Genomic DNA, 16747 nt, shown 5'->3' on the forward strand with positions numbered 1-16747 from the left:
GATCTCCGACCCCGGCACAGCGAAGCGAGGCAACTCCCAGTGAGACTCACCGTGGTCGGCGGCGGCTCGACCTACACCCCCGAACTCATCGACGGCTTCGCCCGGTTGCGCGACACGCTGCCCGTCGAGGAACTGGTCCTCGTCGACCCGTCGGAAGAACGCCTGGAGCTGGTGGGCGGGTTGGCGCGGCGCATCCTCGCCCGCCAGGGCCACCCCGGCACGATCGTGACGACGAACGACCTCGACCGGGCCGTCGAGGGCGCCGACGCCGTGCTGCTCCAGCTCCGCGTCGGCGGCCAGGCGGCCCGCGAGCAGGACGAGACCTGGCCCCTGGAGTGCGGCTGCGTCGGACAGGAGACGACCGGCGCGGGCGGCCTGGCGAAGGCGCTGCGCACGGTCCCGGTGGTCCTGGACGTCGCCGAGCGGGTGCGCCGGACCAACCCGGACGCCTGGATCATCGACTTCACCAACCCGGTCGGCATCGTCACCCGCGCGCTGCTCCAGGCCGGCCACAAGGCCGTCGGCCTGTGCAACGTGGCGATCGGCCTCCAACGCAAGTTCGCCGCGCTGCTCGGCGTAGCCCCCGCGGACGTCCACCTGGACCACGTGGGCCTCAACCACCTCACCTGGGAGACCGGGGTACGGCTGCACGGCCCCGAGGGCGAGGATGTCCTGCCCCGCCTGCTGGCCGGCCACGGCGACACGATCGCCGCCGACCTGCGGCTGCCCCGCCCGCTCCTGGACCGTCTCGGGCTGGTCCCGTCCTACTACCTGCGTTACTTCTACGCGCACGACGAGGTCGTCCGCGAACTGCGCGCCAAGCCCTCGCGGGCGTCCGAAGTGGCGGAGATGGAACGCCGGCTGCTGTCGCTGTACGCCGATCCCGCGCTGGACGAGAAGCCGGAGCTGCTCGCGAAGCGTGGCGGCGCCTACTACTCGGAGGCCGCGGTGGACCTGGCCGCGGCGCTGCTGACCGGCACGGGCAGCCCCTACCAGGTGGTGAACACCCGCAACGACGGCACACTGCCCTTCCTCCCGGACGACGCGGTGATCGAGGTCCAGGCGGCCGTGAGCCGGAAGGGACCGACCCCACTCCCGGTGACGCCGCTCGATCCGCTCTGCGCGGGTCTGACGGCCCAGGTGACGGCCTACGAGGACCTGGCCCTGCGGGCCGCCCTGCACGGCGGTCGCGACCGGGTGTTCAAGGCGCTCCTCGCCCACCCCCTGATCGGCCAGTTCGCGTACGCCGAGCAGTTGACCGACCGGCTGATCGCACACAACCGGGAGCACCTCGCGTGGGCCTGACGGCAAGCGTCCTCGCGATCGACGCGGGCAACAGCAAGACGGACGTCGCGGTGGTCGCGGCCGACGGGGAGGTCCTCGCCACGGCCCGCGGCGAAGGCTTCCGTCCTCCCGCGGTGGGCGTGACGGCGGCGATGGACGCCCTCGGTGACACCGTCACGCGCGCGTACGGGGCGGCCGGGGTGACGGCGGCGTCGCACGTCTCGGCCTGTCTGGCCAACGCGGACCTGCCCGTGGAGGAGGAGCGACTGGCGGCGGCGTTGCACACGCGCGCGTGGGGCGCGTCGGTGGACGTCCGCAACGACACGTTCGCGATCCTGCGGGCGGGCGTGGCCGAGCCCCGGGGCGTGGCCGTGGTCTGCGGCGCCGGCATCAACTGCGTGGGCATGCGCCCCGACGGCCGCACCGCCCGTTTCCCGGCCCTGGGCCGCGTGTCCGGCGACTGGGGCGGCGGCTGGGGCCTGGCCGAGGAGGCCCTCTGGCACGCGGCGCGGGCGGCGGACGGCAGGGGCGGACCGACGGACCTGGCGCGTGCGCTCCCGGCCCACTTCGGGCTCCCGTCCATGTACGCGCTGATCGAGGCCCTGCACCTGGAACGCGTCCCGCCGTCCCGCCGCCACGAGCTGACCCCCGTCCTCTTCGCGACGGCCGCGGAGGGCGATCCGGTGGCGCGCACGATCGTCGACCGGCTGGCCCAGGAGGTGGTGACGATGGCGGCGGTGGCCCTGTCCCGTCTGGAGCTGCTGGAGGAGGAGACGCCGGTGCTGCTGGGCGGCGGCGTCCTGACCGCGGGACACCGGCAGTTGGACGACCGGGTCCGGGAGCTCCTCGCCGCGCGGGCCCCGAAGGCGGTCGCGCACGTGGTGCGGGCGCGGCCCGTGCTGGGGGCGGCGCTGCTGGGCCTGGACCGGACGGGAGCGGAGGTGGCGGCGCAGGACCGAACACGCGCCTTCTTCGAAGGGTGAGCTCTCCGCCCTCGGCAGAATGCGTCGCCCCCGCCTTCGGCAGGCCGCGTCGCCCCCGTCCTCGGCAGGCCGCGTCGCCCTCGCCCTCGCCCTGCGGAGTCGGGCACCCCCGCCACGCGAAGGCCGAGCCTCCCCCGCCGGGGGCGCGGGCCGTGTCGCCGGGCTCGCGGCTCTGCCGCGGGCGCCGGGCGCGCGACCAGCCACGACGCCCCGCGCACCGAAACCGACGCACGCCCCCGGGAAGGAACCGAACACCCGCCCCAGGCGTATTCATGGGCAGGGGTGACTGCGATCTGATCAAGATCCAGTGAAGGCCGGTGTGCAGTACCGCTCCCGCCAGGGATACTGACCGGCGGGAGATGACCATGGGGGAGGTCGAACAGTGGCAGATCCGGCAACCAGCACGGCACCACAGCCGGTCAAGGCGCCGGTGCCGACGCCTTCCGGCCCGCGCCGGACGGCGTTCGCCGAGGGCGTCGACCGGGCCCGTGCCGCGGCGACCACCGAGCCCGGGCGGCTGCGTGTCATCGGCGCCGTCCTCGCCCTGCTCGTCCTCGCCTTCGGCGCGGTGACGGCGTGGCAGACCACCGACCGCGCGGCCGCCGCCGACGACGTGCTGCACAAGAGCCAGCCGCTGAGCTCGGACGCGGCCGACATCTACCGTTCGCTGGCCGGCGCCAACACGGCCGCCTCCGACGGCTTCCTGGCGGGCGGCCAGGAGACGGCGACGTCCCGGCAGCGCTATGAGGACAACATCGACAACGCGGCCGAGAAGCTCGTCCACGCCGCCAACAGCGCCGACGCCGACTCCGCCTCCACGGAGTACATCGTCAAGCTGAACACGATGCTGCCCGAGTACAAGGGCCTGGTGGAGCGGGCGCGGACGTACAACCGGCAGGGCTTCCCGGTGGGCGGCGCCTACCTGCGCTACGCCAACCAGAAGATGCAGGACGAGATGCTCCCGGCGGCCCAGGAGCTCTACGACAGCGAGAACCGGCGGCTCCAGGACGACTACGGCGACGCCACCCCCTACCCGTGGGCGGCGATCGCGCTCGGCGTGGTCGCGCTGGCGGGCCTGGCCTGGGCGCAGCACCGCAACTACCGCCGTACGAACCGGGTCCTGAACCACGGCCTGGTCGCAGCGACGGCCACCACGACGGTCGTCCTGCTGTGGCTGGTGGTCGGTCACAGTGTGGCCCGCGCCGGGCTCGACGACTCCTACGACCACGGCGTCCGCTCCCTGAACGTGCTGCACGACGCGCGGATCGCCTCCCTCAAGGCGCGGGGGAACGAGAACCTGACCCTGGTGGCGCGCGGCGCCGAGACGGTGAAGGTGACCGCCGACGGCAAGGACGTGACGCTCGACAAGTACGACCACGACTTCACCACCGACATGAACGACCTCGGCAAGGGCCTCGCCCAGGCGGCGAAGCTCGCCGACGACGAGGCCGGCGAGAAGCCGGTCGCGTCGGCCGAGAGCAACATGGCGGAGTGGAAGGAGCGCCACACCGCGGCCCGCGCGCAGGACGACAACGGCAACTACGAACAGGCCCTGGCCCTCGTGATCGGCGGGAAGAACGCGACCGGCGCGTGCTTCGACAGCGTCGACGACAATCTCGCCACGGCACTGGGGCACGAGCGGGACGAGTTCCGGAAGGCGGCGAGCGGCGGTCTGAACGCGATGACGGGGCTGCCGATCGGTGCCGCCGTGCTCGCCGTGCTGGGCGCGGCGGGCGCGGTCCTCGGCATCGGCCGCAGGCTGTCGGAGTACCGGTGATGGGGGGCGTGACGATGCGTGTGCGACGTGTGCGGGCGGGTCTGAGGGGCTGGGGCGGAGTCGGCGCGATGGCAGGCCTGTGCGCCCTCGCGCTGGCCCTGGTGCTGCTGCTGCCGTGGACCGGCTCTGGACCGGCCGCCGGCGCGGGAGCCGGCCGGGGCGGACGGGGCGTCGCCTCGGGCACCCCGGCGGCCGACGCGACCTGCACGGACCCGGAGAAGCAGACGCTGGCGCCCTCGAGCGCGGACGGCACGACGATCGCCGCGATCAAGGCCCGGCAGGGCGAGAAGCGCAAGCTGATCGTCGGCGTCGACCAGAACAGCTACCGCTGGGGTTACCGCGATCCCAACAACTCCGTCGCGGAACTCGAGGGCTTCGACATCGACCTGGTCCACCGGATCGCGCAGGACATCCTCGGCGACCCGAAGGCGGTCCAGTTCAAGGCCATCCCGACCAACCAGCGCGTCCCGGCCATCCAGGAGGGCCGGGTCGACATGGTCGTGCGCACCATGACGATCTCCTGCGCCCGGCTCGGCGACGTCGCGTTCTCCGCGCCGTACTTCAAGACCGGCCAGCAGGTCCTCGCCCCCAAGTCCTCGTCCGTGGACGGCTACGACGCGACGCTGGCGAAGAAGAAGATCTGCGCGGCGGCCGGTTCGACGGCCTACACCAGGCTGGCGGACGACCAGAAGGCCGGCAAGCTCGCGGCCGGCGCCACCATCGCCACCGTCCCCAATCAGCTCGACTGTCTGGTGCGGTTGCAGCTCGGCGAGGCCGACGCGGTGGTCACCGACGGTGCGCTCGCGGCCAGTCAGGCCGCGCAGGACCCGACGGTGGAGCTCAAGGGGGCCCCGTTCACGACCGAGTACTACGGCGTGGCGATGAAGAGCGACGCGAGCGATCTGGTACGCCGGGTCAACCAGATCCTGGTGGCGTACAGCGCGAACGGCTGGCAGGCGTCGTACGACAAGTGGCTGTCGGCCACACTGGGCGGTGACGCGGCCACGTCGAGGCCGCCCGCACCGCCGCAGTACCTGCGCACGAGCTGAGGGACCACCACCGGGCGGCACGCCGGAGCCACCGCCGGCGGACGGCCGAGGAGGACGGGCGGGGACGGACGGGGCAGGACAGGCGGGGCGGGACAGGCGGGGCAGGGCAGGCAACGGACAGAGCAGCGGACCGACACAGCAGCGAGAGGTGATCGATGGGCGTCACGGGACCCCCCGGGCCGGTCATGGACCGGGACGAGGTCGACCGTGCGCTGGCGCGGCTCGGCGCGGAACACGAGGCGATCGAGACCTCGCTCCTCGCCCTGCAGGACCACGCGGGCCGCAGGCTCCTCGAGGGCGCCGAGCTCACCGGCGTCACCAAGGAGCGCTGGGCGTCCGCGGAGACGTCGATCACCCTGCTGTGGGCCTACTTCGACGCGTACACGGCCGCCCTGCGCGGCGCCCGCGAGATCCGCTCACGCCGCCGCTGGTCCAGCCGCGAGGACCTGGCGGAGCTGACGGAACTGCTGCGCGGCGAGTCCGTCACCGTCGCCGGATCGCTCGCGGGTCCCACGGCCGCGACGGCCAACGCGCCCACGCTGCACGGCACGGGCAGGCTCAGCCAGAGCTTCTCCCTGACGACGCTCGTCGACCGGATGAACGAGCTGTACGCGTCGTCGCTGGACATGGTCGTGGCCGCCGACGCGGTGTGGTCGGCGCTGCCCGCCCGGATAGACCTCCTGGCCGCGGAGCTCCAGCGCACCCGCCGACTGGCGCACTCCGTAGGCGTCCGCCCGGGCGAACACCCGGCGGGCGACGACCTGGAACGCATCACCCGCACGCTGACCGACCTGCGCGAGCGGGTGGTGTCGGACCCGCTCGCCTACTGGACGCCGGCGCAGGGCAGTTCGGCGCCCGGCGGCGGCCGTCCCGACACCACGGTGTACGACCGCGAGGCACGCGCCCTGGACGACGTGCGCCGGGAGATCGACGCGGTCCTGACGGTCCGGCAGGACGCCGAGCAGCGGCTGGTACGGCTGCGGGACGTCCTCAGCCGCGCCGACCGCACCCTCGCCGAGGCCGCGCGCCGCACGCGGCGAGGTGCTGGCGAAGATCGCCGCCACCGAGGTGCCGGTGGTCAGCGGCCCGCCGACCGCGTTGCAGGAGCAGCTCGCGACGGCCGCCGAGTACCGCCGGCACGCCCAGTGGCACCGCCTGTCCCCGCTCCTGGAGTCCCTGGAGCAGAAGGCGGAGGACGAACTGCTGCGCGCCCGCGAGTCGTTGGGCGCGGTCACCCAGCCGCTGGCGGTCCGCGCGGAGCTGCGCGGCCGCCTCGACGCGTACAAGGCGAAGGTCGCCCGTCACGGGCTCGCCGAGGACCCGTTCCTCATCGAGCGCTACGACGCGGCGCGCCGCATGCTGTGGAGCGCACCCTGCGATCTGCGCGTCGCCGAACAGGCCGTCCTGCGCTTCCAGCAGGCGGCCGCCGAACTGCTCAGCGCGCCACGCGTGCCGGAGCAGGGCGGGCCTCAGGACCACAGGGGGGAGCAGTAGCCATGAGTCAGGCAGGGCAGGCGTGTCAGCGGCCGGGCTGCGAGGGGTCGTACGAGGACGTGGGCGGCGGCGAGCTGTACTGCGACACCTGCGGTCTGGCCCCCGTCGTGTCGGCCGGGGGTCCCGCCTCCGGCGAAGGCCTGGTGGGCTCGCCGCCGACCGGGGTGACCGGCGGCGGCAAGGGCTCGTCGGGCAGCGCCAGTTCACGTAGCAGTGCGCGCAGCGCGCGTACGACGTCGCAGTCGGCGAAGTCCCGCCGCTCGGTGTCCGGGCGGCTGTCGCGCTCGCTCTCGGGCACGTCGACGGGCCGGTCGGTGTCGGTGCGCAGCTCCGGCTCGACGTCGAGCTCCTCCGGGCGGGCCCGGCTGGGCGCCGGACTGGTCATGGTGCCGCAGGTGCCGAAGCCGGACCCGCGCTCGATGGTGCTGGACAACCCCGAGGTGCCCGAGCGCAAGCGGTTCTGCTCGCGCTCCGACTGCGGTGCCCCGGTGGGCCGTTCGCGCGGCGAGCGGGAGGGTCGCACGGAGGGTTTCTGCACCAAGTGCGGCCACCCGTACTCCTTCGCGCCGAAGCTGAAGGCCGGCGACGTCGTGCACGGCCAGTACGAGGTCGTGGGCTGCCTCGCGCACGGCGGGCTCGGCTGGATCTACCTGGCCATCGACCGCCCGGTGGGCGACCGGTGGGTCGTCCTGAAGGGCCTCCTGGACACCGGCGACCAGGACGCGATGGCCGCGGCCATCTCCGAGCGGCGCTTCCTCGCCGAGATCGAGCACGCCAGCATCGTGCGGATCTACAGCTTCGTCGAACACCTCGACCAGCGCACCGGCTCCCTCGACGGCTACATCGTCATGGAGTACATCGGCGGCAAGTCCCTCAAGGAGATCGCCAACGACCGCCGCACCCCGCAGGGCAAGCGGGACCCGCTCCCCGTCGAGCAGGCCTGCGCGTACGGCATCGAGGCGCTCGAGGCGCTCGGTCATCTGCACAGCCGCAACCTGCTGTACTGCGACTTCAAGGTCGACAACGCGATCCAGAGCCAGGACGAACTCAAGCTGATCGACATGGGCGCGGTCAGACGCATGGACGACGACGAGTCGGCCATCTACGGCACCATCGGCTACCAGGCGCCCGAGGTCGCCGAGGTCGGCCCGTCGGTCGCCTCCGACCTGTACACGGTGGGCCGCACGCTCGCCGTCCTGACCTTCGACTTCCAGGGCTACACGACCGTCTTCGTGGATTCGCTGCCCGACCCCGACAACATCGAGGTCTTCCGGCAGTACGAGTCCTTCTACCGGTTCCTGGTCCGCGCCACCGACCCCGACCCGGACCGCAGGTTCGCCTCCGCCCAGGAGATGGCGGAGCAGCTGACGGGCGTGCTGCGCGAGGTCGTCTCCCTGCAGAGCGGCCGGGCACGGCCCGCGCTGTCGACGCTGTTCGGCCCGGAGGTCAAGGTCACGGACACCGAGCTGTTCCCGAAACTGGACGGGGAGGTGTCGCGGCTGGGCGCGCGCGTCGCCGTCACGTCCCGGCAACTGTTCGGGGGCGCACGGTCCGCGACGGCGTCGGCCGGCGGCGCCGGTCGCACGGCCGCCCTCGCCGCCGCTCCCGGCACGCCGGCAGGTCCGCCGTCCGCACTGCCGGGCGGCGCCGCTCCCGCTCTCGCTCCGGCTGCCGCGGGCCCGACGTCCCCCGTCGCGGTCGGCGGTGCACGGCCGGGCGCCGGCGGTGCGACCGCGCCCGGCGTTCCCGCCGCGCCGGTCGCCCCCGGTCTCGTCCGGGCCGTTCCCGCGCCCGCCGCGGCCCTCGCGCTGCCCGCTCCCCATGTCGACCCCAGCGACCCCAACGCGGGTTTCCTCGCAGGTCTGCTGGCGTCCGCGCCGGCCGAACTGATCACGGCCCTCGCGGCCGCGCCGGCGCCGTCGGTCGAGACCCGGCTGCGGCAGATCCGCGCCTGGCTGGAGAACGGCGACCACCAGGCGGCCCTCATGTCGCTGTCGAAACTGGAGGGCGAACGGTCCGACGACTGGCGGGTGGTCTGGTACCGGGGCATGGCCTCGCTGGTCACCGGCGACCACGAGGGCGCCGCGCTGGCCTTCGACGCGATCTACGACGCCTTCCCCGGCGAGACCACGCCGAAGCTGGCCCTCGGCCTGTGCGCGGAGGTGCTGGGGCAGCTGGACAACGCCGCCGAGTACTACCGGCTGGTGTGGTCGACCGACCCGAGCTATGTGAGCTCCGCCTTCGGCCTGGCCCGCGTGCAGCTCGCGGCCGGCGACCGCGGCGGCGCCGTACGGACGCTGGAGTCGGTGCCCGAGTCCTCCATCCACTACACCGCGGCCCGGGTCGCCGCCGTGCGCGCGAGGCTCCGGCAGCGGACCGCCGCCGCCTCCGACGTACCCTTCCTGGAGGATCTCACCGCCGCCGCGGCCCAGGTCGAGGCGCTGGACGCCTACGGTCTGGACCCGAAGCGGCGCGAGCAGCTGTCCGCCGAAGTCCTCGGCTGCGCCCTCGACTGGATACTCTCCGGTGGCCAGGGCGCGGGACCGGCCGCCCGGGTGCTGCTCGGCAGCCAACTGGACGAACGGGGGCTGCGCTTCGGGCTGGAGCGCTCGTACCGCACGCTGGCCCGGCTGGCGACCGGCGGTGAGGAGAGAGTCGACCTGGTGGAACGTGCCAATCGTTACCGCCCCCGGACGTGGGTGTAGTTGATGTCGCAGATGCCCCGGCAGGCCGCCCTGCCGACGTGTCCGAGCTGCGCGGAGCCGCTCGACGCGGGTGACCGTTTCTGCGGTGCGTGCGGATACGACCTGTCCGTCGTACCGCCGAGCCCGGACGACCACCCGACCCTGACGATGAACGGCTCGGCCCTGCCGGCTCCTGCCGAGACCGGTGGCGCGGTCCGGGACGTCCGGGACGACCGACGAGCCCGGGAGGCGCCTCCCGGGGCGCCCACGGCCCCCGGTGTTTCCGGCGGCCCGGGTGCGGCTGGTGTTTCCGGTGTTGCTGCCGGATCCGGGGTGTCCGACGTCTCCGGTGTCCGGTTCGACCGGCTCGCCGAGCCGGACGAGTACGCCCTGCAGGCGCCGGACCCGCGGGTCGCGGCCGAGGCCGCCGTCGTGGCGGAGAGCGCGAAGGTGTGCGTGGCCTGCCGCGCGGGCCGGGTCGACGACGACGGGTACTGCGAGAACTGCGGCCACGCCCAGCCGCGCGAACGCGACCACATGGAACTGGAGTCGGGCCCGATCGCCGCCGTCAGCGACCGCGGTCTGCGCCACCACCGCAACGAGGACGCCTTCGGCCTCGGCTGCACCGCCCTGCCCGACGGCTCGCCGGCGCTCGTGGCGATCGTCTGCGACGGCGTGTCCTCCGCGACCCGCCCGGACGACGCCTCCCTCGCCGCGTCGAAGGCGGCGAGCGAGACGCTGCTGGCCGCTCTGCCGCAGGGCACGCACCCCCAACAGGCCATGCACGAGGCGATCGTCGCCGCCTCCCACGCGGTCAACGCGCTGGCCGAGGAGCCCGCCACGGCCCGCGAGCACGCCCCGCACCAGAACGCCCCCGCCTGCACCCTGGTGGGCTCGGTGGTCACCGCCGGGCTGCTGGTCGTCGGGTGGGTCGGCGACAGCCGCGCCTACTGGGTCCCGGCGGACCGCAGTTCACCGCCGGCCCGCCTCACCGAGGACGACTCGTGGGCCGCGCAGATGGTCGCCGCGGGCCTGATGAACGAGGCGGAGGCCTACGCCGACGAGCGCGCCCACGCGATCACCGGCTGGCTCGGCGCCGACGCCTACGAACTGGAGCCGCACACCGCTTCCTTCAAGCCGGACCGCCCCGGCGTGGTGGTGGTGTGCACCGACGGCCTGTGGAACTACGCGGAGGCGGCGGAGGAGATGGCGGGCGTCGTCCCGCCGGACGCCTCGGCCCGGCCGCTGCACAGCGCACGCGTCCTGGTCGGCCACGCCCTGGACGGCGGGGGCCACGACAACGTAACAGTGGCCGTCGTGCCGTTCCCCGCCCCCGCGCAGGGGGCAGGATCGGCCTGAGGCCGCAGAACGAACTACGGGAAACCCGGGAATCACGGGCATCACGCGAACCCCGGGATTCACGGTGAGCACGGCAGTCATCGCAGTGACGGGGAAGCACGCGTGCGGACCGGAGGGGACCGGTCCGTGTCCAGACATCGCCCTACCGACGTGGGGTTTCCGAGGGGGATTTGAGTAGGCATGGCCAATTTCTCGAAGTCGAACGTGCCGCAGTTCTCGGTGGACGTCTACCAGAACGAGTACCTGCCGGAGGGCGGCCGCGAGGTCAACGCCATCGTCACCGTCACCGCCACCGGCGGCGGCACGGTGGGCAGCGCGGCAGCCGCACCGCACCTCTACTCGCCGAGCCAGGGCCCGTCCGCCGCGGTGGCGATCATGGTGGACTGCTCCGGCTCGATGGACTACCCGCCGACCAAGATGCGCAACGCCCGCGACGCCACCGCCGCCGCCGTCGACACCCTGCGCGACGGGGTGCACTTCTCGGTGATCGGCGGCACGCACGTCGCCAAGGAGGTCTACCCCGGCGGCGGCCGGCTCGCCGCCGCCGACGCGACCACCCGCGAGCAGGCCAAGCAGGCGCTGCGCCGGCTGAGCGCGGGCGGCGGCACCGCGATCGGCACCTGGCTGCGACTGGCCGACCGGCTGCTGTCCACGGCGGACGTCGCCATCCGGCACGGCATCCTGCTCACCGACGGCCGCAACGAGCACGAGTCGCCGCAGGACCTCAGAGCCGCCCTCGACGACTGCGCCGGACGTTTCACCTGTGACGCACGCGGCGTGGGCACCGACTGGGAAGTGAAAGAAGTCACAGGGATCGCGTCCGCCCTGCTCGGCACCGCCGACATCGTCGCCGACCCGGCCGGCCTCGCCGCCGACTTCACGCAGATGATGGAGACGGCGATGGGCAAGGAGGTCGCGGACGTCGCGCTGCGGCTGTGGACCCCGGTCGGCACCGTCGTCAGGTTCGTCAAACAGGTCGCCCCGACGGTCGAGGAGCTGACCGGACGCCGTACAGAGGCGGGCCCGCGCGCGGGCGACTACCCCACCGGTTCCTGGGGCGACGAGTCCCGTGACTACCACGTGTGCGTGGAGGTCCCGGCGGCGAACGTCGGCCAGGAGATGCTCGCCGCACGGGTCTCGCTGGTCATCCCGGAGGCCGGGGGCAGCGTCCGGAACCTGGGCGCGCAGGGGCTCGTGAGGGCCGTCTGGACCGACGACATGGCCGCCTCCACGTCGATCAACCCTCAGGTCGCCCACTACACCGGCCAGGCCGAACTGGCACAGGTCATCCAGCAGGGGCTCGACCTTCGCAAATCAGGGGATATGGACGGCGCGACGGCCAAACTGGGCCGCGCGGTCCAGCTCGCCAGCGTCTCGGGGAACGCGGATACTGCGAAACTGCTTGCGAAGGTGGTGGACGTGGTCGATGCCACGACGGGTACTGTGCGACTGAAGGCCAAGGTCGCGGACGCCGACGAGATGACGCTCGAGACCCGGTCCACAAAGACTGTTCGTGTAAAGAAGTGACCTGAACGAGCTTCTGGGACACCGAAGGCTTCTGGGACACCGAAGGAGAGAGGGGGACGCGCCGACATGCCGACCTGCCCGAACGGACACCAGTCGGGTTCCGACGACTGGTGCGAGGTCTGCGGTCACCGCATGGCCGGTGCCGTACCTCCGCCCCCGCCCCCACCGCCCACCGCGGGCGGCGGCTACGGCTTCCCGCCGCCCCCGCCCGGTCAGGGCGGCGGCCGGCCCGGCGGGCGCCCCCATTCCTCGGGGCCCGGCCACGAACCCGAGCTCTGCCCGCAGTGCCGCACGCCCCGGGAGGGCGGCGCGCCGTTCTGCGAGGAGTGCCGGTGGAACTTCCTCACCAACACGGCGACCTCGTACACCCCGGCCGCCCCGCGCACGCCGGCCCCCGGCCCGGGCGGTCCCGGCGGCCCCGGTCACATGGGTCCCGGCGGGCCGGGCCCGGGTGGACCGGGTCCGGACGGGCGGTTCCAGTCGCCGCCGCCGTCCTACGGGGGCGGTGATTCCTTCGAGTACCAGGGTTCCCGTCCGTCGCAGGTGAACCGTCCCGCGGAACCGATTCCGCCGGGCCCGCCCTTCGGCGGCGACCCGTCGGGACGGCAGGGCGGTCCCGGCGGCGTGGGCGGTCCCGCGGGACAGGCCGGCGGCCCCTTCGGACGCGAGCCGGGTGGACCCGGTGGTTCCGGCGGCCAGGGCGGCCCCGGTGCTCCGGGCAGACCCGGTGGCGCCTCCGGTCCGGCCGGCGGCCCCCCGGCGGGCGCCTTCGGAGGTCCCCCGACCGCTCCGGGCGGCGACCCCTTCGGCCGTGAGCCCTCCGGCCCCGGCGGCCGTCCGTCCGGCCCGGCGGGCGATCCCTTCGGGCAGCCTTCGGGCCCGCCCTCGGACCCCTACCGGCGTGAGCGGGGCGGGCAGTCCGCCGATCCCTTCGGGCGTGAGCCGTCCGGCCCGTCCGGCGACCCGTTCAGCCGTGAGCCCTCCGGCCCCGGCGGCCGTCCGCCCGGCCCGGCCCGCCCCGGTGAGGGCGGTCCCTCAGGCTTCGGCGGCGAGCCCTCACGGCCGGGCCCTCCCGGCCCCACGCCCACGGCAGGTCCCGGCTTCCCGGGCCAGGGCGGCCCCGGAGGTCACGGCGGCCAGGGCGGTCCCGGGGGCCCCGGAGGCCCTGGAATTCCGCAGGCCTACCAGCCGTCCGGCCCGCCGTCCCCGCCCGGCTACCCGCAGGAGACCGGCCGGCAGCAGCAGCCCGGCGGCCGGCCCTTCGGCGGCGGTGACGACGACTGGGTGATCTCCCCGCCGTCGCACACGAGCCCCGGCCAGGGGGACCCCAGGAGTCAGGGCGCGCCCCAGGGCGGCGGCTACGGCTACCCGCAGACCGGCGCCACCCAGGCCCCGCCCCCGCCCAACCCCGCGTTCCCGCAGCAGCCGGCGACCTGGACGGCGACCATCGGCCCGGACCGCTCGTACTTCATGGCGATGATGCACCGCTCCGGTCCCGAGGCCGCGGGCCTGAACCTGCCCGCGTACTCGCCCGAGCAGCAGCGCACGCTCACCGGCAACCAGATCACCATCGGCCGCCGCCGCCATTCCACCGGCGAGACCCCCGACATAGACCTGTCGGTGCCGCCGGAGGACCCGGGCGTCTCGCACCAGCACGCGGTGCTGGTCCAGCAGCCCGACGGCAGCTGGGCCGTCGTCGACCAGAACTCGACGAACGGTACGACGGTGAACGGCTCCGAGGAGCCGATCCAGCCGTTCGTCCCGGTGCCCCTGCAGGACGGCGACCAGGTCCACGTGGGCGCCTGGACGACGATCACCGTCCGCCGCGGCTGACAGCGGCTGACCGCGGTTCTAGAGGTCGGGCCGGGTGGCGCCGCGCTCGACCGGGTCGGGCCCCGCCGAACCCGGCAGGGGCCACGCGTACGGTCCCTCCGGATCGTCGAGCCACGCCCACACGTGGCCGTCGCCGACCGTGACCCCGTAGCGCTCCCGTCCCGGCATGCCCTCGCGCTCCCACAGGGAGCACGCCTCCTGGGGGTCGAGGGCCTCCCGGGTCAGGGTCAGCAGGAAGCGGAAACGGTCGCTCTCCCTGGCCCGGCCGGGCACCCCCGAGAGGGTCACCGGCTCCGGGTCGGGGCGGTCCGACCCACGCAGCGGCACGAAGTACGCCGGGGTGTGCAGGAAGCGTCCCTCCGCGTGTCCGGCGTCCCGGACCGTCAGCGCGATCAGCCCGGTGGCGAGCGGCGCGAGGATCAGGGTCCCGGGGGCGCACTGGGTGAGCCAGGCGCGCGGGACCGACGCCAGCGTGCAGGTCGCGATGATCCGGTCGAAGGGGGCGCGTTCGGGGACCCCTCGCGCCCCGTCCCCGGTGACGACGGTGGGCCGGTACCCGGCGTCCGCGAGATGCCGGCGGGCGGACTCGGTGATCTCCGGGTCCAGGTCGACGGTGGTGACGTTCTCCTCGCCGAGCCGGTACGACAGCAGCGCCGCGTTGTACCCCGTGCCCGCGCCGATCTCCAGGACCCGGTCGCCGTCCTCGACCCGCAGTTCGGCCAGCATCAGCGCCATCAGCGAGGGCTGGCTGCTCGACGTGAGCAGCACGCCGTCGCGCAGCCGGGTGGCCAGCGGGGTGTCCTCGTACGCGCCAAGCATCCAGCGCTCCCTGACGCGCCGGTCGGGACTCTCGCCCCAGCGCCGCTCGTAGCCGCCGGCCCCGGCGACGTAGTAGTACGGCACGAAGAGATGGCGCGGCACCGTCGCGAAGGCCTCCCGCCACCGAGGGTCGGCGGCGAACGCTCCGCTCGCCTCGATCTCCCGCACCAGCAGGGCCCGCGCGGAGGCGGCGAGGCCGGCCGCACCGGCGGGGTCGGGATCGTGGGCGCCCATGACTCCACTGTGCGGTGCGCGGCCCCCGGAAGCGAGCATCGGGGACGGGTCCTAAGCCTCGAGTCCTCCGTCGCGCCGTCTGAGACCATGGGAGGCGTGACAGAGATTCGGCGCGGCACGCTTCAGGAGCAGACCTTCTACGAGCAGGTCGGCGGGGAGGAAACCTTCCGCCGGCTGGTCCACCGTTTCTACCAGGGGGTCGCCGAGGACCCACTGCTGCGGCCCATGTACCCGGAGGAGGACCTCGGCCCGGCCGAGGAGCGTTTCACGCTGTTCCTCATGCAGTACTGGGGCGGCCCCACGACGTACAGCGAGCAGCGCGGTCACCCGCGGCTGCGCATGCGGCACGCCCCCTTCGCCGTGGACCGGGCGGCGCACGACGCGTGGCTGAAGCACATGCGCGACGCGGTGGACGAGCTCGGCCTGTCGGAGGAGCACGAGCACACGCTGTGGAAGTACCTGACGTACGCGGCGGCGTCGATGGTGAACACCCCGGACTAGACACCCGACGTGCCGCCGCACGGGACGTCGGGGCCAGGCACGGCGGCGTCGGACCACATCAGCGCACGACGGCGTGGGAGACGTCACGCACCACGGTGTCGCACGGCGTCAGCGCACGCTGACGTCCAGCATTCCCAGCCGTCCCGCGCGCCGTACCGCTACGGACCCGTACGGGGTGCGCAGCCGCAGCCACGCGCCGAGCGAGAGCAGCGCCAGGTCCCCCGGTCCGGCCGCGGGCCGGAGGAAGCCGAGCGACTGGGCGGCGTGCACGGCCCGCACGGGAAGCCCGGTGTCCCCGATCGTCCGGGACCAGATCTCCCGTCCGATCCGGTCGAGTTCGGCCCGGCTCCGCAGTTCGGCCGCCAGCCCCTCGGTGCGGGACCGGAATTCGGCGACGGCCGCACCGACCGCCGCCCGCAGTGCGTCCGGCGTGGGCAGGCCCGCCTCCTCGGGGCGCCACCCGCCGCGCGGCGGCAGCACGCCGGCCCACGGCGGCCCGGTGACCGCGGCGGGGACGCCGGCGGTGGCGGCGCTCTCGGCCACGGACTCCAGCAGCTCGCCCGCCGACACCGTCACGTCCAGGGTGACGTCGAGGCCGTCCTCGTACGGCTTGGCGAGCCGGACCGCGCGGATCGCGAGCACCTCGAAGGACGGCGGCCGTCCGAAGACGGCGAGCGCGGTGCCGGCCGCCTGCAGCCGCACCGCGGCTCCGCGGTCGTAGTGGAGCAGCCGGGAGAGGAAGGCCGCGAGGTCCGCGGCCTCCCCCTCGTCGGCGAGGTGGAGCACGGTCATGCGGCGACGGCCTTCTCGGCGTCGTCGTCCTGGTACTCCTCGAGGAAGAGGCGTTCCTCGGCGGTGATCCGGCGCGGCCGTTGCGTCGCGAAGTCGAACGGCACGATGACGGTGGAGGCCCGCACGTAGACGACGTCGTCGTCCTTCACCTCGTAGGAGATGGTGAAGGACGCCGCCCTGATGTTCGTGACCCACAGCTCGATGTCCACGGGCGTGTGCCGGTGGACGAGCTGCCGCTTGTAGTCGATCTCGTGGCGCGCCACCACGGACCCCTGCTGGAAGTCCTTCTCCGGACGGAACAGGAAGTCGATACGGGCTTCCTCCAGGTAGCGGAGGAAGACCACGTTGTTGACGTGGCCGTACGCGTCCATGTCCGCCCAGCGCAGCGGGCAGCGGTAGATGTGCCGCAAG

13 protein-coding genes and 1 pseudogene are annotated in these 16747 nt (G+C 73.9%); 10 read left to right on the forward strand and 4 right to left on the reverse strand.

From position 1 onward, the window contains the following. The first annotated feature begins 39 nt into the window (after positions 1-39). From QF032_RS14365 to QF032_RS14385, 5 genes and pseudogenes are all read left to right on the forward strand, one after another. Complete coding sequence (locus QF032_RS14365; protein ID WP_307056155.1) at positions 40-1305, forward strand: 6-phospho-beta-glucosidase; 1266 nt, start codon at positions 40-42, stop codon at positions 1303-1305. Then, a complete protein-coding gene (locus QF032_RS14370; RefSeq protein ID WP_307056156.1) occupies positions 1296-2267 on the forward strand; it encodes an N-acetylglucosamine kinase in 972 nt (323 codons plus the stop codon). Before QF032_RS14365 ends, QF032_RS14370 begins: the two co-directional genes overlap by 10 nt. 382 nt (positions 2268-2649) lie before the next feature. Continuing rightward, positions 2650-4044, forward strand: coding sequence for a hypothetical protein (locus QF032_RS14375; protein ID WP_373430339.1), 1395 nt, complete (start codon positions 2650-2652; stop codon positions 4042-4044). 14 nt (positions 4045-4058) lie between these two features. Beyond that, the gene (locus QF032_RS14380) at positions 4059-5093 is read left to right on the forward strand and encodes a glutamate ABC transporter substrate-binding protein (protein WP_307043003.1); all 1035 of its coding nucleotides are present in this window, start codon (positions 4059-4061) and stop codon (positions 5091-5093) included. A gap of 155 nt (positions 5094-5248) precedes the next feature. Continuing rightward, positions 5249-6587 (forward strand): annotated as a pseudogene (locus QF032_RS14385) (hypothetical protein). 25 nt (positions 6588-6612) lie between these two features. Here the strand turns inward: QF032_RS14385 and QF032_RS40890 are convergent. Then, positions 6613-6972, reverse strand: coding sequence for a hypothetical protein (locus QF032_RS40890; protein WP_444875848.1), 360 nt, complete (start codon positions 6970-6972; stop codon positions 6613-6615). A 10-nt stretch (positions 6973-6982) separates the two neighbouring features. Here QF032_RS40890 and QF032_RS14390 point away from each other — a divergent pair, with 10 nt between their 5' ends. The 4 genes from QF032_RS14390 (at position 6983) to QF032_RS14405 (ending at position 13990) form a co-directional block, all read left to right on the forward strand. Then, complete coding sequence (locus QF032_RS14390) at positions 6983-9292, forward strand: tetratricopeptide repeat protein (RefSeq protein ID WP_444875849.1); 2310 nt, start codon at positions 6983-6985, stop codon at positions 9290-9292. Continuing rightward, positions 9293-10630: a PP2C family serine/threonine-protein phosphatase gene (locus QF032_RS14395; RefSeq protein ID WP_373430340.1), complete on the forward strand. Its 1338-nt coding sequence runs from the start codon at positions 9293-9295 to the stop codon at positions 10628-10630. A gap of 180 nt (positions 10631-10810) precedes the next feature. After that, the gene (locus QF032_RS14400) at positions 10811-12157 is read left to right on the forward strand and encodes a vWA domain-containing protein (RefSeq protein WP_307056159.1); all 1347 of its coding nucleotides are present in this window, start codon (positions 10811-10813) and stop codon (positions 12155-12157) included. Between the two features lie 66 nt (positions 12158-12223). Further along, positions 12224-13990 carry an FHA domain-containing protein gene (locus QF032_RS14405; protein ID WP_307056160.1) on the forward strand — a complete coding sequence of 589 codons (1767 nt, stop codon included), beginning with the start codon at positions 12224-12226 and terminating at the stop codon, positions 13988-13990. 18 nt (positions 13991-14008) lie between these two features. Here the strand turns inward: QF032_RS14405 and QF032_RS14410 are convergent, their stop codons facing one another. After that, positions 14009-15043 carry a methyltransferase domain-containing protein gene (locus QF032_RS14410; protein ID WP_307056161.1) on the reverse strand — a complete coding sequence of 345 codons (1035 nt, stop codon included), beginning with the start codon at positions 15041-15043 and terminating at the stop codon, positions 14009-14011. Positions 15044-15130: 87 nt separating this feature from the next. Here QF032_RS14410 and QF032_RS14415 point away from each other — a divergent pair, with 87 nt between their 5' ends. Next, on the forward strand, positions 15131-15544 hold the full coding sequence (locus QF032_RS14415) for a globin (protein WP_307043018.1): 414 nt from the start codon (positions 15131-15133) through the stop codon (positions 15542-15544). 108 nt (positions 15545-15652) lie between these two features. On the opposite strand, the gene QF032_RS14420 is transcribed toward QF032_RS14415, so the two are convergent. Together QF032_RS14420 and QF032_RS14425 are read right to left on the reverse strand one after the other, a co-directional pair. Next, the gene (locus tag QF032_RS14420) at positions 15653-16336 is read right to left on the reverse strand and encodes a hypothetical protein (RefSeq protein ID WP_307043020.1); all 684 of its coding nucleotides are present in this window, start codon (positions 16334-16336) and stop codon (positions 15653-15655) included. Next, positions 16333-16746: an acyl-CoA thioesterase gene (locus QF032_RS14425; protein ID WP_266717795.1), complete on the reverse strand. Its 414-nt coding sequence runs from the start codon at positions 16744-16746 to the stop codon at positions 16333-16335. Before QF032_RS14425 ends, QF032_RS14420 begins: the two co-directional genes overlap by 4 nt. Position 16747 lies beyond the last annotated feature (1 nt).

It is taken from the genome of Streptomyces achromogenes (assembly GCF_030816715.1).
GTDB lineage: Bacteria > Actinomycetota > Actinomycetes > Streptomycetales > Streptomycetaceae > Streptomyces > Streptomyces achromogenes_A.

What these genes read in the sequence shown, in the direction of transcription:
- QF032_RS14380 (WP_307043003.1), top strand. Translation starts at nt 4,059, where the DNA reads ATGCGTGTGCGACGTGTGCGGGCGGGTCTGAGGGGCTGGGGCGGAGTC.
- QF032_RS40890 (WP_444875848.1), bottom strand. Translation starts at nt 6,972, where the DNA reads ATGACCAGTCCGGCGCCCAGCCGGGCCCGCCCGGAGGAGCTCGACGTC.
- QF032_RS14400 (WP_307056159.1), top strand. Translation starts at nt 10,811, where the DNA reads ATGGCCAATTTCTCGAAGTCGAACGTGCCGCAGTTCTCGGTGGACGTC.
- QF032_RS14405 (WP_307056160.1), top strand. Translation starts at nt 12,224, where the DNA reads ATGCCGACCTGCCCGAACGGACACCAGTCGGGTTCCGACGACTGGTGC.
- QF032_RS14410 (WP_307056161.1), bottom strand. Translation starts at nt 15,043, where the DNA reads ATGGGCGCCCACGATCCCGACCCCGCCGGTGCGGCCGGCCTCGCCGCC.
- QF032_RS14415 (WP_307043018.1), top strand. Translation starts at nt 15,131, where the DNA reads ATGGGAGGCGTGACAGAGATTCGGCGCGGCACGCTTCAGGAGCAGACC.
- QF032_RS14420 (WP_307043020.1), bottom strand. Translation starts at nt 16,336, where the DNA reads ATGACCGTGCTCCACCTCGCCGACGAGGGGGAGGCCGCGGACCTCGCG.